General features: G+C 56.5%; 21 protein-coding genes. 12 read left to right on the top strand and 9 right to left on the bottom strand.

Annotation, left to right across the window (positions count from 1 at the left end; all coding sequences use genetic code 11):
- Window positions 1-8 precede the first annotated feature (8 nt).
- Window positions 9-1,847: a dihydroxy-acid dehydratase gene (gene ilvD, locus AAC076_RS00890; RefSeq protein WP_339842455.1), complete on the top strand. Its 1,839-nt coding sequence runs from the start codon at window positions 9-11 to the stop codon at window positions 1,845-1,847.
- Window positions 1,848-2,065: 218 nt separating this feature from the next.
- A complete protein-coding gene (locus tag AAC076_RS00885; RefSeq protein WP_339842454.1) occupies window positions 2,066-3,739 on the top strand; it encodes an EAL domain-containing protein in 1,674 nt (557 codons plus the stop codon).
- Here the strand turns inward: AAC076_RS00885 and AAC076_RS00880 are convergent.
- From AAC076_RS00880 to AAC076_RS00865, 4 genes are read right to left on the bottom strand one after another with little or no spacing between them, the layout of a single operon-like run.
- Window positions 3,712-4,236: a dihydrofolate reductase gene (locus AAC076_RS00880; RefSeq protein WP_339842453.1), complete on the bottom strand. Its 525-nt coding sequence runs from the start codon at window positions 4,234-4,236 to the stop codon at window positions 3,712-3,714. The genes AAC076_RS00885 and AAC076_RS00880 overlap by 28 nt on opposite strands.
- Window positions 4,233-5,027: a thymidylate synthase gene (locus AAC076_RS00875; RefSeq protein ID WP_339842452.1), complete on the bottom strand. Its 795-nt coding sequence runs from the start codon at window positions 5,025-5,027 to the stop codon at window positions 4,233-4,235. Before AAC076_RS00875 ends, AAC076_RS00880 begins: the two co-directional genes overlap by 4 nt.
- The gene (lgt, locus tag AAC076_RS00870) at window positions 5,011-5,817 is read right to left on the bottom strand and encodes a prolipoprotein diacylglyceryl transferase (protein WP_339842451.1); all 807 of its coding nucleotides are present in this window, start codon (window positions 5,815-5,817) and stop codon (window positions 5,011-5,013) included. The genes AAC076_RS00875 and lgt overlap by 17 nt, the downstream gene beginning before the upstream one ends.
- A 9-nt stretch (window positions 5,818-5,826) precedes the next feature.
- On the bottom strand, window positions 5,827-6,609 hold the full coding sequence (locus tag AAC076_RS00865; RefSeq protein ID WP_339842450.1) for a sulfite exporter TauE/SafE family protein: 783 nt from the start codon (window positions 6,607-6,609) through the stop codon (window positions 5,827-5,829).
- A gap of 271 nt (window positions 6,610-6,880) precedes the next feature.
- Here AAC076_RS00865 and AAC076_RS00860 point away from each other — a divergent pair, with 271 nt between their 5' ends.
- Together AAC076_RS00860 and AAC076_RS00855 are read left to right on the top strand one after the other, a co-directional pair.
- Window positions 6,881-8,227 carry a DUF4397 domain-containing protein gene (locus tag AAC076_RS00860; RefSeq protein WP_339842448.1) on the top strand — a complete coding sequence of 449 codons (1,347 nt, stop codon included), beginning with the start codon at window positions 6,881-6,883 and terminating at the stop codon, window positions 8,225-8,227.
- 165 nt (window positions 8,228-8,392) lie between these two features.
- Entirely contained in the window at window positions 8,393-9,142 is a 750-nt protein-coding gene (locus AAC076_RS00855) for an NRDE family protein (protein ID WP_339842447.1), read from the top strand.
- On the opposite strand, the gene ptsP is transcribed toward AAC076_RS00855, so the two are convergent.
- Window positions 9,139-11,406 carry a phosphoenolpyruvate--protein phosphotransferase gene (gene ptsP, locus AAC076_RS00850; RefSeq protein WP_339842446.1) on the bottom strand — a complete coding sequence of 756 codons (2,268 nt, stop codon included), beginning with the start codon at window positions 11,404-11,406 and terminating at the stop codon, window positions 9,139-9,141. The two genes, AAC076_RS00855 and ptsP, sit on opposite strands and share 4 nt — an antisense overlap.
- A 2-nt stretch (window positions 11,407-11,408) precedes the next feature.
- Window positions 11,409-11,897 (bottom strand): RNA pyrophosphohydrolase, encoded by a 489-nt coding sequence (locus AAC076_RS00845; RefSeq protein WP_150278001.1) that lies wholly within the window; start codon window positions 11,895-11,897, stop codon window positions 11,409-11,411.
- Between the two features lie 157 nt (window positions 11,898-12,054).
- Here AAC076_RS00845 and AAC076_RS00840 point away from each other — a divergent pair, with 157 nt between their 5' ends.
- Window positions 12,055-12,711: an HAD family hydrolase gene (locus AAC076_RS00840; RefSeq protein ID WP_339842489.1), complete on the top strand. Its 657-nt coding sequence runs from the start codon at window positions 12,055-12,057 to the stop codon at window positions 12,709-12,711.
- Window positions 12,712-13,139: 428 nt separating this feature from the next.
- Here AAC076_RS00840 and AAC076_RS00835 read toward each other — a convergent pair whose 3' ends face one another.
- Window positions 13,140-14,333 carry a class I SAM-dependent rRNA methyltransferase gene (locus tag AAC076_RS00835; RefSeq protein ID WP_339842445.1) on the bottom strand — a complete coding sequence of 398 codons (1,194 nt, stop codon included), beginning with the start codon at window positions 14,331-14,333 and terminating at the stop codon, window positions 13,140-13,142.
- Between the two features lie 117 nt (window positions 14,334-14,450).
- On the opposite strand from AAC076_RS00835, the gene AAC076_RS00830 reads away from it, so the two are divergent.
- From AAC076_RS00830 to AAC076_RS00810, 5 genes are all read left to right on the top strand, one after another.
- Complete coding sequence (locus AAC076_RS00830; protein WP_339842444.1) at window positions 14,451-15,332, top strand: HDOD domain-containing protein; 882 nt, start codon at window positions 14,451-14,453, stop codon at window positions 15,330-15,332.
- Between the two features lie 35 nt (window positions 15,333-15,367).
- Window positions 15,368-15,883, top strand: a complete 516-nt coding sequence (locus AAC076_RS00825; protein WP_339842443.1) for an ACT domain-containing protein — start codon at window positions 15,368-15,370, stop codon at window positions 15,881-15,883.
- 97 nt (window positions 15,884-15,980) lie between these two features.
- Window positions 15,981-17,495, top strand: a complete 1,515-nt coding sequence (locus tag AAC076_RS00820; protein WP_339842442.1) for a DUF1538 domain-containing protein — start codon at window positions 15,981-15,983, stop codon at window positions 17,493-17,495.
- Complete coding sequence (locus AAC076_RS00815; protein WP_339842441.1) at window positions 17,492-17,839, top strand: transcriptional regulator; 348 nt, start codon at window positions 17,492-17,494, stop codon at window positions 17,837-17,839. The genes AAC076_RS00820 and AAC076_RS00815 overlap by 4 nt, the downstream gene beginning before the upstream one ends.
- 20 nt (window positions 17,840-17,859) lie before the next feature.
- Entirely contained in the window at window positions 17,860-18,255 is a 396-nt protein-coding gene (locus AAC076_RS00810) for a CBS domain-containing protein (protein WP_339842440.1), read from the top strand.
- Window positions 18,256-18,266: 11 nt separating this feature from the next.
- Here the strand turns inward: AAC076_RS00810 and AAC076_RS00805 are convergent, their stop codons facing one another.
- The gene (locus tag AAC076_RS00805) at window positions 18,267-19,115 is read right to left on the bottom strand and encodes an SDR family NAD(P)-dependent oxidoreductase (RefSeq protein WP_339842439.1); all 849 of its coding nucleotides are present in this window, start codon (window positions 19,113-19,115) and stop codon (window positions 18,267-18,269) included.
- Window positions 19,116-19,240: 125 nt separating this feature from the next.
- On the bottom strand, window positions 19,241-20,326 hold the full coding sequence (locus tag AAC076_RS00800) for a ParM/StbA family protein (RefSeq protein ID WP_339842438.1): 1,086 nt from the start codon (window positions 20,324-20,326) through the stop codon (window positions 19,241-19,243).
- A 253-nt stretch (window positions 20,327-20,579) separates the two neighbouring features.
- On the opposite strand from AAC076_RS00800, the gene AAC076_RS00795 reads away from it, so the two are divergent.
- Together AAC076_RS00795 and AAC076_RS00790 are read left to right on the top strand one after the other, a co-directional pair.
- Window positions 20,580-21,140 carry a TetR/AcrR family transcriptional regulator gene (locus tag AAC076_RS00795; RefSeq protein WP_339842437.1) on the top strand — a complete coding sequence of 187 codons (561 nt, stop codon included), beginning with the start codon at window positions 20,580-20,582 and terminating at the stop codon, window positions 21,138-21,140.
- Window positions 21,141-21,332: 192 nt separating this feature from the next.
- A complete protein-coding gene (locus AAC076_RS00790; protein WP_339842436.1) occupies window positions 21,333-22,526 on the top strand; it encodes an MFS transporter in 1,194 nt (397 codons plus the stop codon).
- Window positions 22,527-22,573 lie beyond the last annotated feature (47 nt).

Genomic DNA, 22,573 nt, shown 5'->3' with positions numbered 1-22,573 from the left:
TTGCCGTCATGCCCGATTACCGTTCGAAAACCTCAACCTTCGGTCGCAACATGGCTGGAGCACGTGCCCTTTGGCGTGCCACCGGCATGAAGGATGAAGACTTCAAGAAGCCGATCATCGCGGTAGCCAACTCCTTTACCCAGTTCGTCCCCGGCCACGTCCACCTCAAGGACATGGGTCAGCTGGTTGCCCGTGAGATAGAAAAAGCCGGTGGCGTAGCCAAGGAATTCAACACCATCGCGGTGGATGACGGTATCGCGATGGGGCATGACGGCATGCTCTATTCCCTGCCCTCGCGCGAAATTATCGCCGACTCGGTGGAGTACATGGTCAACGCGCACTGCGCCGATGCCATCGTCTGTATCTCCAACTGCGACAAGATCACACCCGGCATGCTGATGGCTGCTTTGCGTCTCAACGTTCCGGTGATATTCGTTTCCGGTGGTCCGATGGAAGCCGGCAAGACCAAGCTGGCCAGCCACGGTCTGGACCTGGTCGACGCCATGGTCATTGCCGCGGATGAAACTGCCAGCGATGAAAAGGTTGCCGAGTACGAGCGCAGCGCTTGCCCTACATGTGGCTCCTGTTCAGGCATGTTCACTGCCAACTCGATGAACTGCCTGGCCGAGGCCCTGGGCCTCGCCTTGCCCGGCAACGGCTCCACACTGGCAACCCACAGCGACCGCGAGCAGCTGTTTTTGCGCGCCGGGCGCACCATCGTCGAGTTGTGCAAGCGTTACTACGAGGAGAATGACGAGAGCGTGCTGCCCCGCAGCATCGCCAGTTTCGAGGCCTTCGAGAACGCGATGACCCTGGATATTGCCATGGGCGGCTCGACCAATACCATTTTGCACCTGCTGGCCATTGCCCAGGAAGGCGAGATCGAGTTCGATCTGCGCGATATCGATCGCCTGTCGCGCAAGGTACCGCAACTGTGCAAGGTCGCGCCGAACATCCAGAAGTACCATATGGAAGACGTACACCGTGCCGGCGGCATTTTCAGTATCCTCGGCTCCCTGGCGCGCGGTGGGCTGCTGCATACCCAGGTACCTACGGTGCATAGCGCCAGCATGGAAGAGGCTATCGCCAAATGGGATATCACCGTTACCGATGACGAGGCAGTGCATACCTTTTTCCGCGCCGGCCCGGCCGGCATACCGACCCAGACGGCTTTCAGCCAGTCTACCCGCTACGACACGCTGGACCTGGACCGCGAAGGCGGCTGCATTCGTAGCGTCGAGCATGCGTATTCACAGGAAGGCGGCCTGGCTGTGCTGTACGGCAACATCGCTCTGGATGGCTGCGTGGTCAAGACCGCGGGTGTAGATGAGTCTATCCATGTGTTCGAAGGTAACGCAAAAATCTTCGAAAGCCAGGACAGCGCGGTGAAAGGCATTCTCGCCGACGAGGTAAAACCCGGCGATATCGTGATTATTCGCTACGAAGGTCCCAAGGGTGGCCCTGGCATGCAGGAGATGCTCTACCCCACCAGCTATCTGAAATCCAAAGGATTGGGCAAGGACTGTGCGCTGCTGACCGACGGCCGCTTTTCCGGCGGCACCTCGGGCCTGTCAATCGGCCATGCCTCCCCCGAAGCTGCCGCTGGCGGCGCCATTGGTCTGGTGCGCGATGGCGACAAAGTGCTCATCGATATTCCCAATCGCAGCATCAATCTACTGGTCAGCGACGAGGAGCTATCCCACCGCCGTATTGAACAGGACCAGAAGGGCTGGAAACCAGTAGAGAAGCGTCCGCGCAAGATAACCACTGCGTTGAAAGCCTATGCGCTGCTGGCCACGAGTGCCGACAAGGGTGCGGTGCGCGACAAGGCCATGCTGGACGATTGACAGGAAATAGCGAGTCGCACTGCGTCACTGATCTGACATAGCGCGCCAGCGATAACTTGAAGCGTCAATGAACCGAACAGTCCGAGTGATTGTCTTACCATCTGTCGGACAGAGGACCCTTTCGCGACTCGAAAATGAGTTGCCAAAGGGTGATGGCGTTAATATCAAGTGATAGATGGCCAAATGCTATAAGCAGAAAGAAGATCGGACGCAGATAGATGGACACAGCCGAACACAGAGCACTGCTGGTAGAAGCGGATGCGGAAAAGCGCGAGCATTTGCTCGGGCTTCTCCGCAAGCTCGACGGCATGCCCCTGGAAATAGAAGTCTGCAACCGCCCCAAAGAGGCCTCCCACCGGCTCGCCACTGGCGACTTCCACTATTGCCTGATCCCCGAAGACCTTGCGCTCTTGCAGGAGGTTCGGCGTGTTTCCCAGCCTACGCTGACCTTGATGATTCGCGATGATGATTCTCCCGAGACCGACAGCCAGGCGATCAGGGACGGCGCTGATGAAGTGTTGTTGCGGCGCAACATTACTTCTCCAGGACTGCAACGGGCACTGCGCCACGCCGACTGGCGTCGGCAAAGCGGTGGCAAGCTTGCGCGCCAGGCCAAACAGGATCCGCTGACCGGACTCGGCAACCGGGCCATGCTCGAGGAAGAACTGGACCGCCTGCTGCTGCTTAGCAAGCGCAGCCATACCAGCTTCGCGCTCTTGTATATCGATCTGGATTACTTCAAGCAGATCAACGACAGTTTTGGCCATGGTCTCGGTGACCTGTTGCTCGCCGTCATAGCCAACCGCTTGCGGCGCAGTATGCGCGATGTCGATCTGATTGCTCGGATTGGCGGCGATGAGTTTGTTGCATTGCTCAACGACCTGCATGACGCAAATGACGCTGCGCTGATTGCGAGCAAGATCATTCATGCGCTGAGCGAGCCCATTACCCTGAACGGTCATCACCTGCTCATTTCCGCCAGCGTTGGTATAGCCACACACCCCCAGCACGGCACCACTGCGCAGGAACTACTCTCCCACGCCGACCAGGCGCTTTATCGGGCCAAGGCCGGCGGGCGCAACGGTTATCGCTTCTACAGCCCCGAAGAAGATGGAGAAACACAGCACAATCTGGACATCGAACAGGGCCTGCGCCATGGGTTACTGGAGGGCCAGTTCCGCTTGCATTATCAACCGATAGTGGAAACGCGTAACGGGAATACCGTGGCCTGGGAAGCGCTGCTGCGTTGGCAACATCCACAGTTGGGGTTGCTAACTCCGGATGCGTTTTTGCGTCTGGCAGAGCACAGCGGTCTCATATTGCCCATGGGGCACTGGGTGATCAGTCAGGCGCTGGAGGCCGTCAAACAATGGCGTGATGCCGGAGTTGACTGTCGACTCTCGATCAATCTCAGCGATCGGGAGCTGAAGCAGCCACGCTTTGCCGATCAACTCAGACAACTACTGAGCAAGCATCGTATAAGCCCTGGTGTAGTCCAGCTGGAACTTCGCGAGGACGCACTGCTCAAGCACGCAGGACAGGCTGAGGCGCTGTGCAAGACGCTGGCAGCGCTCGGAGTGGATCTCTGGCTGGATCATTTTGGTGAAGAATACGGCGCCCTGGGATACCTTGCGCGCCTGCCCATCAAGGGCATCAAGCTGGACGCTCGTCAGCTATTAAAAGACGATGACGACTACGCCAACTATCTCAAGAACCTGGTCACACTCTCCCGTGGGATGGACAAGCAGGTTGTCGCCAACTACGTCGAGGACGCCCATAGCGCCGACCAACTCTCCAATTGGGGCGGCGACTTTCTCCAGGGCTTCTGGATCGGACGACCACGCCCCCTTGAAGACTTGATTGGTCAGCCCCTGAGTCTGTCCAGAACCTGATAGGAATGCGCGGGATAGCTATCGGTACCAGCCACGTCGCGTTTATCCGCCAACGTCCATTCATCGCGATTAACGGGTGGAAACCAGGCATCGCCCTCAGGCTCGGCATCAACCAGCGTCAGATATAAACGGTCAGCTCGCTCCAGCATCTGCCGATACACCGTTTCGCCACCAATCACCATGACCTCATCCATGCCGTCCAGCACCGCTTGGCGCATTGCCTGCTGTATAGCTTCATCAATGCTGCCCTGAACCGAAGCACCCGGTATCTGCAAACCTGGGCTGTTGGTAACCACAATATTGGTTCGGCCAGGCAAAGGACGCCCAAGGGAATCAAATGTCTTGCGACCCATCACGATGGGCTTGCCCCAGGTAACGCTGCGGAAATACTTCAGATCCTCTGGCAAATGCCAAGGCAACTTGTTATTGCTGCCAATGACCCGGTTCAATCCCATGGCAGCGATCATGGCGATACGTGGACTTGAAAAGTCGCTCATACTGCCACCGGGGCCTTGATATGCGGATGTGCCTGGTAATTCTCCAGGGAGAAATCGTCGGCCGTGAACGCGAACAGATCTGTGACTTGCGGATTAAGACGCATGGTCGGCAGCGGATAGGGTTCGCGCGTTAATTGCAGATCCGTCTGCTCCAGATGGTTTGCGTACAAATGGCAATCGCCGCCAGTCCAGATGAAATCACCCGGCTGAAGATTGCATACCTGAGCAACCATCAAGGTGAGGAGCGCATAACTGGCAATGTTGAACGGTACGCCCAGAAAAATATCGGCAGAGCGCTGATACAACTGGCAACTCAGCTTTCCGTCCGCCACGTAGAACTGAAATAGCGCATGGCATGGGGGTAGCGCCATCTCGTCGACCAGCGCCGGATTCCAGGCTGAGACAATCAGGCGACGTGAATCCGGGTTATTGCCGATCATGTCCAACAGCTTGCTGATCTGGTCAATTGACTCACCGTTGGGCGCAGGCCAGGAGCGCCACTGGTAGCCATAAACAGGCCCCAGGTCGCCATTCTCATCGGCCCAATCGTCCCAGATGGAAACCCCGTTGCGCTTCAGGTAGGCAATATTGGTGTCGCCCTGCAGGAACCATAGCAGTTCGTGGATAATCGACTTGAGATGGCACTTCTTGGTAGTGACCAGGGGAAACCCCTCGGCCAGGTCGAAACGCATCTGGTGGCCGAATACGCTGTAAGTGCCAGTTCCGGTGCGGTCGCTCTTGAAGGTTCCGCTCTCGCGCACATGGCGCATCAAATCAAGATACTGTTTCACGCTTGGCTCCCTCGTTTCGGTAGGCCCACGCCATGAGCGCAGCGCCGATCAGAATCATTGGCAGCGACAATAACTGCCCCATTGTCAGCCAGCCAAACGCCAGATAACCAATATGTGCATCCGGCTCACGGACGAATTCGACGAGGAACCGGAAGGCGCCATAGCAGACACCGAACAGACCACTCACGGCCATGGTGGGGCGCGGCTTGCTTGAATACAGCCAGAGAATAATGAACAAAGCCACACCCTCCAGCGCGAACTGATAAAGCTGCGACGGATGCCGGGCCAACTGCAGGGGATCGGTTGGGAACACCATAGCCCAGGGCACGTCCGTCGATTTGCCCCAAAGCTCGGCATTGATAAAGTTGCCAATTCGACCGGCACCCAGGCCGATCGGCACCAGCGGAGCGACAAAATCCATCAGTTCGAAGAAACGCTTGCGGGTGCGACGGGCGAACCACCAGACGGCGATTAGGACACCAAGCAGACCGCCATGGAAGGACATACCGCCTTTCCATACCTGCAGTATCAGCGAGGGATCTGCAATATAGGATTGCAGATCGTAGAATAGAATGTAGCCGATTCGTCCGCCTGCCATCACACCCAGCGCGACCCAGAACACGAGATCTGACAAGGTTTCCCTGGTCCAGGTTGAATCAAATGAATTCAATCGGCGACCGGCCAGCCACCAGGCGCCACCAATACCGATCAGGTACATCAACCCATACCAATGAATCTGTAACGGGCCCAGTGAAAGTGCCACCGGGTCGATCTGCGGATAAGCCAGCATGGTCATTCCCTACATTAAAAAATTGATACCTACGCACAGCAGCAAAAGCGCAAACAACCGCTTGAGCAGGCGCTGTGAAAGTTTGTGCGCAAGCCTCGCACCAAAGCCGGCGGACAACATGCTGGTAGCGGCTATACCCACCATTGCCGGCAGATATACATAACCCAGGCTCCAATCCGGACGTGGCTCAATGGACCATCCGGTCAGAATAAAGCTGATAGCGCCAGCCAAGGCTATGGGTAGACCGCAGGCCGAAGAGGTTGCCACAGCCTGCTGCATCGGAACGCTGCGCCAGACCAGAAAGGGTACCGTCAGGCTGCCACCCCCGATACCGAAAATAGCCGACGCCCAGCCAATAACCCCCCCTGCCAAGGTAAGCCCGGGCTTGCCTGGCACGTCCAGAGCAGCCCGGGGCCTGAGCTCGAACGCCATCTGTACTGCTACGCAAATTGCGAAGACGCCGATAATTTTCTGCAATACCGGCCCCGCAATCATAGATGCTGTCAGCGCACCCAGTGCGGTGCCGAAGACAATGCCCAGCGTCATCCAGACAAACAGCTGCCAACGCACGGCGCCCTTGAGATGGTGCGCCCGGATCGCATTGATCGAAGTAAATGCGATAGTAGCCAGCGATGTTCCCACGGCCATGTGAGTCAACACCTCGGGCGAAAATCCTTGCAAGGCAAAACTGTAAACCAGTACTGGCACGATAATCATGCCACCGCCCACGCCAAACAGGCCAGCCAGCACGCCGGCGAAACCACCCAGAACGAGATAGACCAGAAACTCCACAACACCCCCGGCTCATGTGATTCTCACCCCCGATTTACGGGCCCGCTAGTGTAGCCGAATTCTGCCTTTCGAGCCTGCCCCAAACATTGCCGTTAGATCAGTTTCGCCACAACGCACATCAGAGAAGTCCTCGACCAAAGGGACCAGGTGTACGAAATACGCATTTTGTATAACTTAACGTTGGATTTTGTATAGATATTGTTATTTATTCCTATCAGGCCTTAAGCCTGAAATCCGCTCCCGGGTTGGGAGCAACATGGAGGAAATCCCGGTGAACAGATTACTAGTTATTCTAATGACCTCGTTGGCCCTGGCCCTGTCGGGCTGTCTTGGCGGCGGTGGCGGTCCTAGTTCAAATCTACCCGCACCCGAAGGCCCCACCGCACAAGTCAGGGTATTACACGCCTCGGCTGGCGCACCCAATGTTGATATTTACGTAAACGGCGATCTAGGCATTCCCAACCTGCCATTTGGTGAAGGGACTGCATTTATCCCACTCCCCGCCTCAGCGTTGGAAATCGATATCCGTGCGGCAGGCGCAGCAGCTGACTCTGACCCGGTCTTCAGCACGGTGGTTACTCCTACCGAGGGTGATTTCTTTACCCTGGTCGCGTACGGAGTCATAGGCAGCCAGGCCACGCCGCTTGACCTGCTAGTGATCCCCGACCAGATCCAGACTCCTGCAGACGGCTTTACCCGACTATTTGTACTGCATGGCGCTCCGGCTGTGGGTCCGGTAGACGTCTACACCAATACCGGCGACGACCTGGCCGCTACGCCCACGGTTCAAAACTTTCTGCCGGGTACTGATACCAGCGACTATCTGGAGATTCCAGAGGGAACTTATCGTATCCGCATCACCCCGACAGGTAGCAGCGAGGTGGCCTATGACTCCGGTGAACTGACGCTGGGAGGGGGCCTTTCCTACTTCGCTGCAGCGCTGGACCGCCCCTCCGGAATTGCTCCTGCATCGGTAGTGGCTTTAGTGGGCGATCCAGCTTTCGTGGCGCTGGAAGACAACCGCGTGCAAATTCGCGCGGTGCACCTGGCACCTGATGCGCCCCAGGTAGAAGTACTTGTTAACGGCGCGGGCACGGGTGTAGAGCTCGCCTTTACCGAGTTCAGCGATTATCTGGTGGTGCAAGCAGGCACATATGATCTGGCGGTCGCCATACCGGGTACCACAACCCCGGTAGCAGGGCAGGTTTTCACCCTGGAAGCCGAAGCAGGCCAATCCTATAGTGCACTGGCCACCGGATTGCTGACCCCGGCAACAGCAGCTCAGGATTTCACCCTGCGCGGCCTTGCGGACGACACTACTCCTGCATCAGGCAATGACGTCAAGGTTCGAGTCATCCATGCAGCCCCCGATGCGCCAAACGTCGATGTACTTGCCAATGGTGCGATACTTCAGCCCCTTGAAAACGTGCCCTATTTTACTGCCTCATCCTATCTGACGGTGCCCGCCGGCAATTATGACCTTGAGGTAAATGTAACCGGCACCACCGATACGGTAATTGATCTTCCGGCAACAGCCTTGAGTGCAGGGAGTATCTATACCGTTATCGCCACCGATGTATTGCCTGCGCCTCTTACGCCGGTATTGATCGTCGACTGACGGATGCCAACACTAATCCGAAAAGGATTAAAGGTAATAAAGGCCGATCTGAATAGATCGGCCTTTTTCGTAAAAGCAGGGCGATTCAGGAGAAAACCCCGTTGGCAATTGGCGCCACTCCTGTTTAAAAATCGGTAAACTGATCTCCCAAAAAAGGAGTAGCCAATGTGTCTGATGGCTTTTGCCTGGCAAGTAGGAAAGTATCCGCTGACGTTGCTGGGTAACCGAGATGAGTTTTACGCCCGCCCTACCCGCGAGGCGGTCTTCTGGGTAGAAGAGGGTTTGCCGGATCTGCTGGCCGGCAAAGACCTCGAGGCTGGAGGTACCTGGCTTGGAGTGACCCGAGGCCGACGCTTTGCCGCGCTGACCAACATCCGAGCACCCGGCGCAAGTACCGCACCGCGCTCACGTGGGCAGCTGGCCCTGGATTACCTCTGTTCAACCATGTCCCCTGATGATTATCTTGAACAGCTGGCAGCCGACGCAGGCGAATACGGCGGCTTCAACCTGATCGTCGGTGATGAACAGCAGCTGTGGATTTTCAACAGCCACGACAAACAGGCAAGGCAGCTAGCGCCCGGCGTGTATGGACTGTCCAACGGTAATCTGGAAAGCGGTTGGCCAAAACAGCAACGTTTGCGTGACGGGCTCCAGAAGAACCCTGATAGAGACAGCGCTACATTGCTTGAGCTGTTAGCGGACTCACGCGTTTATCCGGATGCGGAATTGCCCAGCACAGGCATCCGGCTTGAGCTGGAAAGGGCACTCTCGGCGGCATTCATTACGGGTGATCAATACGGCACCAGGGCCAGTACATTTCTGCGGCTGGGTCAGTCCGGTGGATTTACATTCGTGGAAAGGCGTTATGGCCCGATGGGCGTAATGACCGGCGAGTCGTCATGGCAGCTGGACTAACGACCCTGACGTAACACACGCTCGAGCCCCATATTGCGAAGCGCCAGATGCAGCGTGCTTTGCACCAGATAGGGGTTATCCAGCTCGATGACCTCATCCAGCAGTGCCTTGGCGTCAGACAGGCTTATCTGCCGCAGCAACCATTTTACCTTGGGCAGATTGGTCGCGTTCATCGACAGCACATCACAACCCATTGCCATCAACAGCACTGCTGATGCAGGGTCGCCGGCCATCTCGCCACACACGCTCATGGGCTTGCCCGCATCCCGGCAGGCGGCCGCGATCTTCAGTAGCGCCTGCAGCACGGCAGGATGCAGGGAATGATACAGATCAGCCACGCGGGGATTGTTACGATCAACCGCGAGCAGATATTGCGTAAGATCGTTGGTACCCACGGAGAGAAAATCGACCATCTGTATCAATTCGCGTGCCTGATAGACAGCCGCTGGCACCTCGATCATGACGCCGACCGGGGGCATGGGCACCGCTACGCCTTCGTCGCACACTTCGCTGTGTGCCCTGTGTATGAGGTGCAACGCCTCTTCGACTTCATACACGCTGCTGATCATGGGCAGCATGATGCGCAGATTATTCAGACCACGGCTGGCCTTGAGCATGGCTCGGGTCTGCAGCAGAAAAATTTCCGGGTGATCCAGGGTGACCCGGATGCCCCGCCAGCCAAGAAAGGGATTGTCTTCCTTGATCGGAAAATAGGTAAGCGCCTTGTCACCACCGATATCCAGGCTGCGCATGGTCACCGGTAGCGGATGAAACGCTTCGAGCTGCTCGCGGTAGGTGGCCTGCTGTTCCTTTTCGCTGGGAAAACGGTCCTGAATCATGAAAGGCACTTCGGTACGGTATAGACCCACACCTTCAGCGCCGCGATCCAGGGAGCGGGCAACGTCCGCCAGCAAGCCTGTATTGACCCACAGGGGCATGCGATGACCATCGGTGGTCACACAGGGCACTTCCTTGAGTTTTTCCAGGCCCTGAACAAGTTCGAGCTCTTCACGCACCAGTTCCAGGTAATGTCTGCGCAACTCTGGCGACGGACTGGCATACACCTCACCGTGATTGCCATCGACAATCAGCTCCAGACCGTCCATGCGAGTATAAGGCAGGTCAATCGCACCCATTACCGTAGGAATACCCATGGCCCGGGCCAGAATGGCGACGTGGGAACTGCCTGAGCCCAATACCGATACAAGTCCTACCAGCTTTTCCTTGGGCACTTCGCCAAGCATGACGGGTGAGAGCTCTTCGCTGACCAGAATGGTGTGCTCAGGGAATACCAGTTCCTGCTTTCCCGCCTCCTGGAGATAGGCAAGAATGCGCCGCCCGAGGTCCTTGACGTCCGACGCCCGCTCGCGCAAGTACGGATCATCCATCATCTCGAAACGGCCAACGTGGGAGCTGACGACCTCGCGTAGCGCCCCCTGGGCCCATTGACCGGTACGAATGACATTGATGACTTCGTTACCTAGCGCGGCATCATCGAGCATCATCTGATAGACATCGAATAGCGCCAGCTCTTCCGGGCGCAATTGGGTCGAAAGCCTGGCCGACAAATCCTGCATATCCTGGCGCACTGTCGCTACAGCACTGCGAAACAGATCAACCTCGGCGTCTATGTCCTTGACTGTCTTGTCGGGCACAGCCTTGAGATCTGCCGGCGGCAGAATCACCACAGCCTGGCCGATGGCGACGCCAGGTGCACCGGGCACCGCATCAAAGCGCGTATCCTGAACCGGCTCACCGCCCCAACCCAGGCCGCGTATGGAGCCTGTGGCTTCAGCATGTGCGATCACGCCGGCAAGCTGAGCGCTCATGGTGACCAGGAAAGACTCTTCGGACTCATCGAACTGCCGGCGCTCTTTCTGCTGCACCACCAACACACCCATTACCCGGCGGTGGTGGATGATGGGCGCACCGAGAAATGAGGCGAAGCGCTCTTCACCTGTTTCGGCAAAGTAACGGAATTTGGGGTGGGCTGCGGCATCTTCCAGGTTGACCGGCTCTTCACGGGCGCCGACATAACCTATCAGACCTTCATTATTGGCCAGGCTGACCGCGCCTACGGCATCCTTGTTCAGACCTTCGGTGGCCATCAGGACGTACCGGGAGGTAACCGGGTCCAGGAGATAGACCGAGCAGACTTCGGTTCCCATGGCTTCGCGCACACGCTGAACAATTATGTCCAGAGCTGTGGGCAGATCCCGCGCGGCGTTGACCTCCTGCACGATGCGCCGCAGGGTATTGAGCATGCTCAAAACTGCACCAGTTCCAAAGGCAACCTGGGTGCCAGTTCTTTCATCGCACGGCGGTAAACATCACGTTTGAAAGCCACAACCTGGCCCAGAGGATACCAATAGCTGACCCAGCGCCAGCCATCGAATTCCGGCTTGGGGGTCTTGGTCATGCAAACGCGCTGCTCATCCGCGGTGAGGCGTAGCAGAAACCACTTCTGTTTCTGACCTACGCAAATAGGTTGCGAGTGGCTGCGTATAAGTCGCTGCGGCAAACGGTAACGTAACCATCCGCGCGTGCAGGCAAGGATCTCGACATCTTCAGGCATGAGCCCGACTTCCTCATGCAGCTCTCGATACAGAGCCTGCTCAGGCGTCTCATTGCGCTGAATGCCACCCTGGGGAAACTGCCAGGCATCCTGACCAATTCGGCGCGCCCACAGCACCTGCCCAGACCCGTTGGTCAGGATGATGCCTACATTGGGACGGAAGCCATCAGGGTCAATCACTGCCTTGTTCCTTATTTGATGATCCATTGCATTGTTCCACAAAGACGCGCGGCGCAGCAATTGCATAGTTCAAACATCGTTGCTCTGCGGTCCAAGCTTTTGTTCGCGGTCTGGATTATCCTTGCAAACTGCCTTTCCAATAACCCGGGAGTACAACGTGCCACTGGCTATTTTTGATCTCGACAACACGCTGCTGGGCGGCGACAGTGACCATAGCTGGGGCGAGTTCATCGTCCAGAACAATATTGTCGATGCGGTCGCTTATCAGGCCCAGAACGACAAATTCTTTAACGATTATCTGTCCGGCAAGCTGGATATTGAGGTGTATCTCAATTTCTGTCTGCAGCTGTTGGCTGAACATCCGCAAAGCCAGCTCGATGAATGGCACAAGCGGTTCATGGCGGAGATGATCGAGCCGATCATTCTGCCGCAGGCCCTGGCCCTGATCGACAAGCACAAGCAGGCTGGCGATACGGTGATGATCATCACAGCGACCAACCGTTTCATTACCGGGCCCATCGCTGCCCGCCTGGGTATCGATATTTTGCTGGCAACCGAGTGCGAGACGGCTGATGGCCGCTATACCGGTCGTACGACGGATATCCCGTGTTTCCGTGAGGGCAAGGTCACCCGACTCGAGCGCTGGCTGGCAGAGCATGACGAAACGTTGGATGGGAGTTATTTCTACAGCGACTCGCATAACGATCTGCCACTGCTGAGCATGGTGGATCATCCGGTGGCGGTCGATCCTGATGATACGTTGCGTGAGCATGCGGAAAAGCAGGGATGGCCTGTGTTGAGTTTACGGGGCTGAACGGCCTACTCACTACCGCCCGCTCTATACCCGAATCACCGTGGTTACCGCTCCCAGCCTGGCAGGGTTCCGAAAGCCGCCGTAAATCCGTCCATGGAGGCTTGTCAGAAACGTCCCTGTTTCAGACTTTTTCTGCACCCTGCCAGGCTGTGCGCTCAATGTGCAGCGGAGTGAGGTTGGGTTTGCTGTCCAAGGTCAAAACCAGAATTCAACCAAAGGCCTTTGGTTTTTCTAGCAGACGACACAGGAGCTGGCGGCAGACGCAGGGCGGGAGGACTAAGCCGACCGTCGATGGCAGGGATGCCATCGTCGAGCCTACAGGGACGTATTTACGGCGTGTCGGCGTGGACTGTCGGCCTGGGCTGCCTAACTCGATATCTCAGGATCGCCGGTCTATATTCAGCTCGGAGTTACAGAGCTACCGGCTCTCAGACCGGCAGAACCCTGCAGAAGAGTGACTTGATATAACCGGTTTCCGGAATGGCCGGGTGCAGCGGATGATCGGGGCCCTGGAAGCCGCGTTCGGTGATGACCAGATGACGATCCAGGTGCCGGCTGGAGGCCAGCAGGATGTCGCGCAAGGTATCTTCCGCCAGGTGCATTGAGCAGGAGGCGGAGACCAGGATGCCATCCTTGTTCAGCAGCCTGATGGCTTGCTCGTTCAGGCGACGGTAGGCGGCTTCGCCGTTACGCTGGTCCTTGCGCTTCTTGATGAAGGCTGGCGGATCAGCGATGACCACATCGAATTTTTCACCGGCGGATTTGAGTTCACGCAATGCATCCATCACGTCACCTTCGACCACCGACATCCGCTCTGCGAGGCCATTGAGGCTCGCATTATGCTCAACCAGGTCCAGAGCCGGAGCGGAGCTGTCAACGCACATGACTTCGCTGGCGCCAAAGGCTGCAGCCTGCACACCCCAACCGCCAATATAGCTGTATAGGTCAAGCACCCGCTTCCCTTTCACATATGGCGCCAGGCGGGCGCGATTCATACGGTGGTCGTAGAACCAACCGGTCTTCTGGCCTTCCCACACTGGCGCTTCGAAGTGCACGCCATTTTCTTCAAGGGCTACTCGCTTGGGCACCTCACCGTGAGCGGCTTCTACATAGGATGGCAGGTCTTCAGCGCTGCGTGCGCCACTGTCGTTCTTGAAAAGAACACCTTGAGGCTTGAGTACCTGCACCAGGGCCTCGACGATCTCGCCACGGACCCGCTCCATGCCAGGAGTTGCGATCTGCACAACCAGATAATCGCCGAAACGATCTACCACCAGTCCCGGCAGCAAATCTGCGTCACCGTAGACCAATCTGTAAAAGGGCTTGTCGAACAGCTTTTCACGTAGGCTGAGTGCAACCTGTATGCGGTGCACCAGCAGCGACTTGTTTAGCGGTGTGCCCGTATCGCGGCTATGCATCCGAGCGCAGATCAAGTTAGTCGGACTCATGGTGACGAGACCGAAGGGCTTGCCTGTGGCGCTTTCAAGTTGTACTTCCTGACCCGGTTCGAAGGCAGTCAGAGGGGTCTGCGCGGTGTCCACTTCGTTACTGAAAACCCATAGGTGACCGGCCTTGATTCGGCGATCGCTATTGGACTTCAGACGCAGGCTGGGCAGTGTCATCGGGGAGCTCCTCGTTCTACCGGCAGTGAATTCCACCGGGCGGGCAGTATACAGGCTGTCCAGTGCGCCAGTCTGCGGCTAAACTTGAATTTCACGCATGATATCGGACTCGCACGCATGATAGACGATCTAACGGAAGAGCAGATCAGACGCGCCCTGCAAGGCATCAGTGTGCCGCCGCAGCCACAAATCATGGTCGACCTGCAAATGGAACAGGTGATGCCTGATCCGGACCTGAAAGTCATTGCCAGGCTTATTAGCCAGGATCCCGGACTTTCAGGCAGCCTGCTGAAAGTAGTCAATTCGCCCTTTTTCGGGCTGGCAAACCGAATCTCGTCAATTCAGCAAGCGGTCAACCTGCTGGGTGTAAAACGGGTCATAAATATCATTAACGCCCAGTCGATCCGAGGCGAGATGACCGATGAAAACATCGTTAATCTCAACCGCTTCTGGGACAGCGCCCAGGACATCGCCATGACGTGCATGACCCTGGCAAAGAAAATCGGCTGTATCGAACCGGATGAAGCCTACGCCCTGGGTCTTTTTCACAACTGCGGTATTCCGCTGATGCTCAGGCGTTTCCCCTATTACATTGAAGTGCTGGAAGAGTCTTACTCCCAGGCAGGACAACGTATTGTCGACGTGGAAAACCAGCGCCTCAACACCAACCATGCAGTGGTAGGGTATTTTACGGCCAAGTCGTGGCTGCTACCCAGGCACCTGTGTGAAGCCATTGCAAGCCACCATAATGTCGAACAGATCTTCACTCAGGACGATTACGACCCGGGGCTGAAAAACCTGCTGGCCATTTTGAAGATGGCAGAACATATCTGTCAGGCTCATCGCGTCCTGGCCAACCAGGCTGTAGATCATGAATGGAACGCCGTGGGTCACGAGATACTCGAATATGTGGGCCTGACCGAATACGACTACGAAAATCTGGAGATCAATTGCCGTGAAATGATGGCGACCGGCGAGGGCCGGTATTATCAGGACTGAAGGCAACGTCTCAAAACTGTTTCAAGGAGTAATACATGTCGACACCCCTCGTTATCACGGTTATTTCAGCCGACAAGTCAGGCCTGGTGGAAAGTATCGCCCAGGTTATCAATCGTCACGGTGGCAATTGGCTGGAAAGTCGTATGGCCCGCATGGCCGGCCAGTTCGCGGGCATACTGCGGGTCGACATCGCACCGGACAAGGTCGAGGGACTGCGTATCGATCTCGACGGTCTGACCAGTCTGGGCATCAATGTACAGGTTGCCATCAGCGGTCAGGCTGATGAGCCGGAACTGGAGATACTGCATCTGACTCTGCTGGGTAACGATCGTCCCGGCATCGTTCACGAGGTATCGCGGGTCCTGGCGCGCAATGGCGTCAATGTCGAGCAACTGGAAACCGAATGCAGCCCTGCCCCCATGAGTGCTGATCTGCTTTTCAAGGCACGTGCCCGACTGGGTATCCATCCCCAGACCGATCTTGATGCACTGCGCGATGACCTGGAGAACCTGGCAGACGATCTGATGGTAGAACTGACTCAGGAGGGATGATCAGAATTGCAGGTGCTTGATTGATCGAAGTCAGCTTAACGTTGATGTGGTTTTGCTAGGCTGACACGACAATTGGAAAGCGCTGGAAACGCCCCAAGTGAATCACCTGCATACCTTCTGGCACAACTTGCGACACGCTTTTGGCAACCTGCTGCCTATCATTCTGGTGGTGGGTGTTTTTCAGGCGCTGGTCATCCGGGAAGTGCCGAACGGCCTTGCAGATATGCTGCTGGGTCTTGCAGTGGTGATATTTGGCGTAGCGGTCTTTCTCCAGGGCTTGGAACTGGGCGTCTTCCCAGTAGGCAAGAGCCTGTCAAACGCCTTTGCCAAGCGCGGCTCTCTGCCGCTGTTGATGGGGTTCGGGTTTTGTCTGGGCTTTTCGTCTGTCATTGCCGAGCCCGCCCTTATAGCTGTTGCCGAGCAGGCAGAAGACATCAGTGAGGGCCGGATCAAGGGGCTGACCCTGCGGTTGCTGATCGCCCTCTCGGTAGGACTGGTGGTAGCACTTGGAGTGCTGCGCACCCTTCTTGGTCATCCCCTGCACTGGTACATGATCATCGGCTATCTTCTGGTTAGCTGTGTAACCTTCTTTGCTCCCGAGGAGATTGTCGGCCTGGCCTACGATTCCGGCGGCGTCACAACCAATATCGTCACAGTACCGCTAATAGCGGCCCTTGGCATTGGATTGGCCGCCTCTATCAGGGGTCGCAATCCGCTTGCCCATGGGTTTGGCCTGGTCGCATTGGCTGTGATGGTGCCAATGATTGCAGTGCAGTTTTACGGCATTGTCGTTTACACCCTCTTTCCGGTTGAGGCCGTCGGTATAACCGATGTTGCATTCCAGGTTGTTGACCAAGTGGGCCAGGCGTCTACTACTGCAATGTCACTGCCGACAAGCATGATCCTTGACCTGTTGATAATGCTGCGCGACGTACTCCCCATAATCGTGGTCATCCTGTTTTTCCAATATGCCGTCATCCGTAAACCGCTGCCCTATGTCCGCAGGGTAATCATGGGCTTTGCCATGGTGATCCTCGGGCTATATGCATTTGTTATCGGCTTGAAGCTGGGGCTTTTCCCGACCGGCCGCAGCATGGCAGAACAACTGATTGGTTTGGATGCCTTGATCTATGTATACCTGTTTGCATTGGCCATCGGCTTCGCCACGACCATGGCCGAGCCAGCGCTGATCGCTATCGGTAGCCAGGCAGAGGAAGCGGCACGCGGCAAGCTCAACGCAAGGCATATCCGCCTGCTGGTAGCTTTGGGCGTCGCCATCGGCATAACGGTTGGTGTGCACCGGATCATCACCGGAGATTCCATCCACTATTACATTATGGGCGGCTATACCCTGGTGATTTTCCTGACCTGGCTAGCACCCCGCTTTATCGTGCCGCTTGCCTTCGATCTGGGCGGCGTGACCACGTCGGAAGTCACTGTACCGCTAGTCACTGCGTTGGGAATCGGGCTCGCCACTCAGATCGAAGGGCGCAGCGCTCTGATTGATGGTTTTGGGCTGATTGCCTTCGCATCGATATTCCCGATCGTTACCGTTCTGCTCTACGCTATCGTGATGGAGCGGTTAAAACCCGCTGAAGGAGATGTGCAATGAAATTCTCGGTTCTGGTTGCCATTCTGGCTGAAGATCTGGAAGAAAGGGCAATCAAGAGTGCCAAGGCTGCCGGCGCCGGCGGGATAACGATCCTCAATGGACGAGGCCTGGGAGCAGAACAGAAAAAGACATTTTTCGGCCTGACCTACGAAGGTAGCCAGTCAGTCTTGATTCTGGTTCTGGAAAAGAAGCTGTCGCTGCAGGTAATGAAATGCATGGTTCGTGACCTGGATCTTAACAACGACAGTCGAGGCGTGGTTTTCACATTACCGCTGGACCACATTGCCGGTATTGACCCCGCCCAGATAGAACAGTTCGAGCAATTGATTCGAAACGACATCTGAAGCTTACGAGGAGCCCTGCCATGTTGGTCAAGGACATCATGAAAACCAGCGTGATCACCATTTCCGCATTTGCCACAGTTCGCGAGGCAATGCTGAAAATGCGTGAGCATAATATCAAGTCGTTGGTGGTGAACAAGAATAACGAGCACGATGCCTATGGCCTGCTGACCTACAACGACATGCTAAAGACCATTGTGGCCGAGGAAGGCGATATTGATCTGATCAACGTTTATGACATATGCAGCAAACCCGCGCTGATCGTGTCGCGCGAGCTGGCAGTAAAGCATGTTGCACGTCTGATGGTGACCATGGGCATCCATCGGATTCTGGTGACGAATGCCAACGAACTCGTCGGCATCATCACCATGAACGACATCGTCAGCGCAATCCTGGAAATGGCTGACGCAATAGACTAGCTGGAGCCAGGCTACTGTCGGCCAACATAACCCGGATTGAAGATCACGTCGTCACCCAGGATGCTCTCGAAGATATCCTTCGCAGCAATGGCCGGATCTTCCCAGCTGGCAGCGCGATCACTCTCTGGGTCGGCCATCGGACCAGTAGAGTGTTGGCTGATCTTGGTTCTCATGCCGCCGGGGGCTGCCAAAAACACGTTGATGTTATCTGCCTCGACTTCCTGCGCAACGCTTTGGAACAGGCCATGCAGTGCATGCTTGGTAGCTGAATAATGTCCCAGATTCGCGGGTGCTGCACTCATACCCAGTATCGAAGAAACATTGACGATCGTGCCGCCACCCTGTTTGCGCATGATAGGGATGACCCGCTGTGCCAGGTCTGCGTAGGCCCAGTAGTTGACTTCGAAAAGGCGGTGCGCCTCTTCGCTATCCATTTGTTCCAACGGCGCCAGATAGGAATAGCCGGCATTATTGAATAGATAATCGATTCTGCCGAACTCATCCATCGCCGCCTCGATCACATCCGGACGCTGTTTGGCATCGGCAAGATCCACTTCAACAACGATGGCCTGGCCACCGCGCTCTCGAACCTGTTCGGCCAGCTTTTCGGATTGCTCAGGACGCATATCAGCCAATACCAGCTTCATGCCCTTCTCAGCGCTGAGCGTGGCAAGTTCGTAGCCCAGCCCATAACTGCTACCGGTCACAATTGCGACCTTGTCGCGGTATTCGGGAGCGGTAGTGCCTTGCTCAGCCATGCTGACCTGGGAGGTCAACAAGACCAAAGCGCCGGCCGCCAGTGCAAGCCGCAAGCCTAGCGCTGCTCGGGCCAGAACGGCTGCAGTCTTAGTAAATTGCATTGTGTAACTCTCCTGCTGTGATCGAGCCGATACCATAGCGTAATCGCACGCCGGATCAGGGCAGTGAAACATGCAGTTGCAAATACTTGAAGGCACCGGCGTCCGGAGAGGACGCCGGCCTGGAATCAGACTTCCAGTTGTTTTGCAGACGCCTTGGAAGGCTTGCCTTTCGCCTTGGCCGCGGCCACATTGCGCATGAACTTGAGCGCACCGCGGGCGTTGGAAAACTCGTCCAGCATGACCGGATTGGGAAACGCCTGGGTCAGCCAATGATGGAACACCACCGACCCGCCCCCGGTAATGATAATGGCACGGTAGATACCGATTGAGCCGAGGCGCGACTTGACGTTGTTGATGATCTTGGTCGCTACTGAGCAGGCGACGTCGTCACGCAATACTTCGAAGTTGCGCACTTCACCGGCGTAGAAAGTGGATCCGGTTTCCAGTACTTCGCTCACCAGGTTGGGTGGAATCTCCGCATCATGGGAGTTTTCCAGCAAGCCCAGATCAATCAACTCCTGCTTGATCGCTTTTTCCAGAGCGAATTTAAGGTCCAACACACCGACCTTGTCGGTGCCGGAATAGGTATTGTTGATAGTGATACTGTCATCGACGATCAGGTTCACAACGTCGGTAGTGGAGCCGCCAATATCGATTATGGCCACATCACCCTTGGTGTATTTGGCCGCATCAGTGAACTCACCCTCATCATCGAGCACGAAGTCGAAGAACGCAGAGAGAGCTTCGGAGTAACAGTCGACCTGATCGATATTCAACTTGTCGTCACTGCCGACAACCTCAACTGTGCCCTTGCTGCCATTGAAATTGGCAATAGTGGCTGCCTTGTTTTCGGTGATCTGGCTTCCTTGCTCGGAGAAGTAATCGCGGAAGGACAGGGTTACACCCAGGTGCAGAGGCTTGTTGAGAAGTTTCGCCTTGCGCAGCGCGTGGGTCACCAATACGCGGTTCTCTACTGAAGCGGGGTAATTTGCGTTACGCAAATTGATCGGGGAGCGAACAGAAGGCTTACAGGTGTAGTCCACTCCATCGGCGCGATAACGATCCACGGTTTCACCGCTGTTGGAACTCAGACGGTCTGTACCGATAATCGTCGGTACCTTGAGGGTCTGAATCTTGCCTTCAGCATCGAGCCAGGCCAGCTTGTGATCCGCATACCCGTTATCGTCGACAACCAGTGTCACTTCTGCCATCTCGCTCTCCTGTCCATGCAATCTAAGGTGGTCGTCATATCACTCCCGGTTGCCGCCAACCTCCCCCCGCAACTCGCCTCAGGTCATCGGGGTACAGCACTGGCAAAGCCGTCAAGCTGCAACGATATCCGTTGTAGTATGCCAGCCTCGTGCTAAAGGTGAAATATTAAACCCGCTTGCGGGTCCGACAGTCCTTTCCTGTAATTAAAGAAAAACGTTGACGCCATCAAAAAAACTACCATACGGTAGGCACATGAATACTAAAGCTCAGATACTCAGCGTTACCTCGGACCTGCTGCAAAGGCAAACCGTCAACGGTTTCAGCCTGCAGGACATTGCTGATCGCGTCGGGATTCGTAAAGCGTCGCTTTTCCATTATTACCGCAACAAGGAAGCATTGGTGGCCGACGTTCTGGAGAATAGTCTGAACGAACTCCGCAAACGGGTGGAAAGTATGCGAGCGCAACCTGCCCAGCGTCAGCTCGACGCCTTTTTGGATATCTACCAGCGTCACATCGGCGCCGGCAGCCGGCTTTGTCCGGTGAGCGGTGTGACGGGCGACTGGGATCACCTGGGAGCAGAGCCACGACGTTGGGCACTGGCGTTGCTCAACGAGCAATACACCTGGCTGATGAAGATTGCCGAATTGGGTGGTTTTACCCAGGCTCCAGCTGAAACCGAACGCTGGGCAGAGCAGATCATGGTCAGAATCCAGGGCGCCATGCTGCTCTCCAGGATACAGAGCAGTCCTTTACCCCTTGAGCGAACCATTGCGCAGCTACGCAGTGAGTGGAAAACCATCAGCACCCTCTGAGCGTGGTCAGACGTAGAGACGGCCCATCAGGATTATTGGTATACAAATAACTACCTATCGGTAGGTAGTCAAGGAGACTGGGATGAAGAATCGATCCAGCCATCGGGCCCTGCGTTATCATCCTCGCTTCGCTCAGCCGGCTATTCAAAACAGCGCACCGAATAACGCAGCTCAAGATCAGGCAAACTCGATATGAACAGAAATGTAGTTGTGCTTACTGCAGCAACCTGCGCCGTAGGCACGCAAACCTTCGTCTTTGCCGGACTGCTGATTGAGTTGGCGGCCGACATGGGTATCACGGTTGCTGTCGCCGGTTACCTGGCCGCCGCCTATGCCTTGACCTACGCCTTTACCGCTCCCTTTATCGCGTTGCGCACCGGCCAACTGGAACGTCGCAGACTGCTGTGGATCGCATTGCTGGTACTGGGCGTGATCAATCTGTGCGCCGCAGTAGCCAGCAGCTTTACCGAACTGATCAGCTTGCGGGTTATGGCCGGCCTGGGCGCAACGCTCGTCACCCCGGTCGTTCCCGCCGTTGTCGCCAGCCTCCTGCCACCGGAACGCAGAGGCCCGGCGCTGGCTATGGTCATGGGCGGCATGGTGTTGGCGTTCATGTTCGGCATGCCCCTTGGAAGCCTGATTGGCGCACAGTTTGGTTGGCGCGCAACCTTTATTCTGGCTGCGGTACTCTGCGTCAGCGCCGCAGTGGCGGTCCGGCTGGTGCTGCCGCAGGTGACCAGTGAGGACCAGAGCGGTTGGCGACTGCTGAAGCTAGGCTGGCACCCACCGGTTCGCCGTCTGCTGATCATGACACTCACCTCGTTCTGCGCCACGTTCTGCGTCGTGCCCTTTATCGCACCGGTGATGAAAATCATCATTGGCAGTACCGAGTGGGTAGCCTTCTCGCAGATGCTGGTTGGCGTAGGTGCGCTCTGCGGCGTAGTAATTGCCGGCCGGCTGGGCAACCCGAGCAATCCGGGACTCGTACTCAAACGTGCGTTCCTGGTGGTCGGCGCCACACAGATTCTATACTCATCATCAATGATATGGCTGCCCGGACTAGGTGTGATCAGCTGGATCGGTCTAAGCAGTGCGGTGGTGTTTGGGGCATCGGCATTGTTCTTCATGAGCCCGTTGATGCAGGCCCAGCTGCTGGAAGCGGCACCCCATGCGCGCCAGGTCACTCTGGCCCTGAACGGTTCAATGATGTTCCTTGGTCAGGGCGCTGGCGCTGCCCTGGGCGCCCAGGTAACACAGCATTTTTCCATGCCGATGATTGGCCTGGCAGGCGCCAGCGTAGCAATGGTCGGTTGGTATTGCGCGCGCCGGCTCCAGGCAAGCCCGATTGGCATGGCTGCCGACGATCCAAGAGCAGATACGGCATAAGACATTGCGCGCAGAGCAACGCTCTGCGCGCAACACCCCAACCGTTA

Origin of the sequence: uncultured Halopseudomonas sp. (genome assembly GCF_963977355.1) — a bacterium.
Taxonomy (GTDB): Bacteria; Pseudomonadota; Gammaproteobacteria; order Pseudomonadales; family Pseudomonadaceae; genus Halopseudomonas.
This window is presented reverse-complemented; position numbering and strand designations above follow the sequence as displayed.

Excerpts from the sequence above, each read along its gene's own strand:
- AAC076_RS00810 (WP_339842440.1), top strand. The coding sequence starts at position 17,860 with ATGTTGGTCAAGGACATCATGAAAACCAGCGTGATCACCATTTCCGCA.
- AAC076_RS00835 (WP_339842445.1), bottom strand. The coding sequence starts at position 14,333 with ATGACACTGCCCAGCCTGCGTCTGAAGTCCAATAGCGATCGCCGAATC.
- AAC076_RS00885 (WP_339842454.1), top strand. The coding sequence starts at position 2,066 with ATGGACACAGCCGAACACAGAGCACTGCTGGTAGAAGCGGATGCGGAA.
- AAC076_RS00795 (WP_339842437.1), top strand. The coding sequence starts at position 20,580 with ATGAATACTAAAGCTCAGATACTCAGCGTTACCTCGGACCTGCTGCAA.
- AAC076_RS00855 (WP_339842447.1), top strand. The coding sequence starts at position 8,393 with ATGTGTCTGATGGCTTTTGCCTGGCAAGTAGGAAAGTATCCGCTGACG.
- AAC076_RS00830 (WP_339842444.1), top strand. The coding sequence starts at position 14,451 with ATGATAGACGATCTAACGGAAGAGCAGATCAGACGCGCCCTGCAAGGC.
- AAC076_RS00790 (WP_339842436.1), top strand. The coding sequence starts at position 21,333 with ATGAACAGAAATGTAGTTGTGCTTACTGCAGCAACCTGCGCCGTAGGC.
- AAC076_RS00880 (WP_339842453.1), bottom strand. The coding sequence starts at position 4,236 with ATGAGCGACTTTTCAAGTCCACGTATCGCCATGATCGCTGCCATGGGA.
- AAC076_RS00815 (WP_339842441.1), top strand. The coding sequence starts at position 17,492 with ATGAAATTCTCGGTTCTGGTTGCCATTCTGGCTGAAGATCTGGAAGAA.
- lgt (WP_339842451.1), bottom strand. The coding sequence starts at position 5,817 with ATGCTGGCTTATCCGCAGATCGACCCGGTGGCACTTTCACTGGGCCCG.
- AAC076_RS00825 (WP_339842443.1), top strand. The coding sequence starts at position 15,368 with ATGTCGACACCCCTCGTTATCACGGTTATTTCAGCCGACAAGTCAGGC.
- ptsP (WP_339842446.1), bottom strand. The coding sequence starts at position 11,406 with ATGCTCAATACCCTGCGGCGCATCGTGCAGGAGGTCAACGCCGCGCGG.
- AAC076_RS00800 (WP_339842438.1), bottom strand. The coding sequence starts at position 20,326 with ATGGCAGAAGTGACACTGGTTGTCGACGATAACGGGTATGCGGATCAC.
- AAC076_RS00805 (WP_339842439.1), bottom strand. The coding sequence starts at position 19,115 with ATGCAATTTACTAAGACTGCAGCCGTTCTGGCCCGAGCAGCGCTAGGC.
- ilvD (WP_339842455.1), top strand. The coding sequence starts at position 9 with ATGCCCGATTACCGTTCGAAAACCTCAACCTTCGGTCGCAACATGGCT.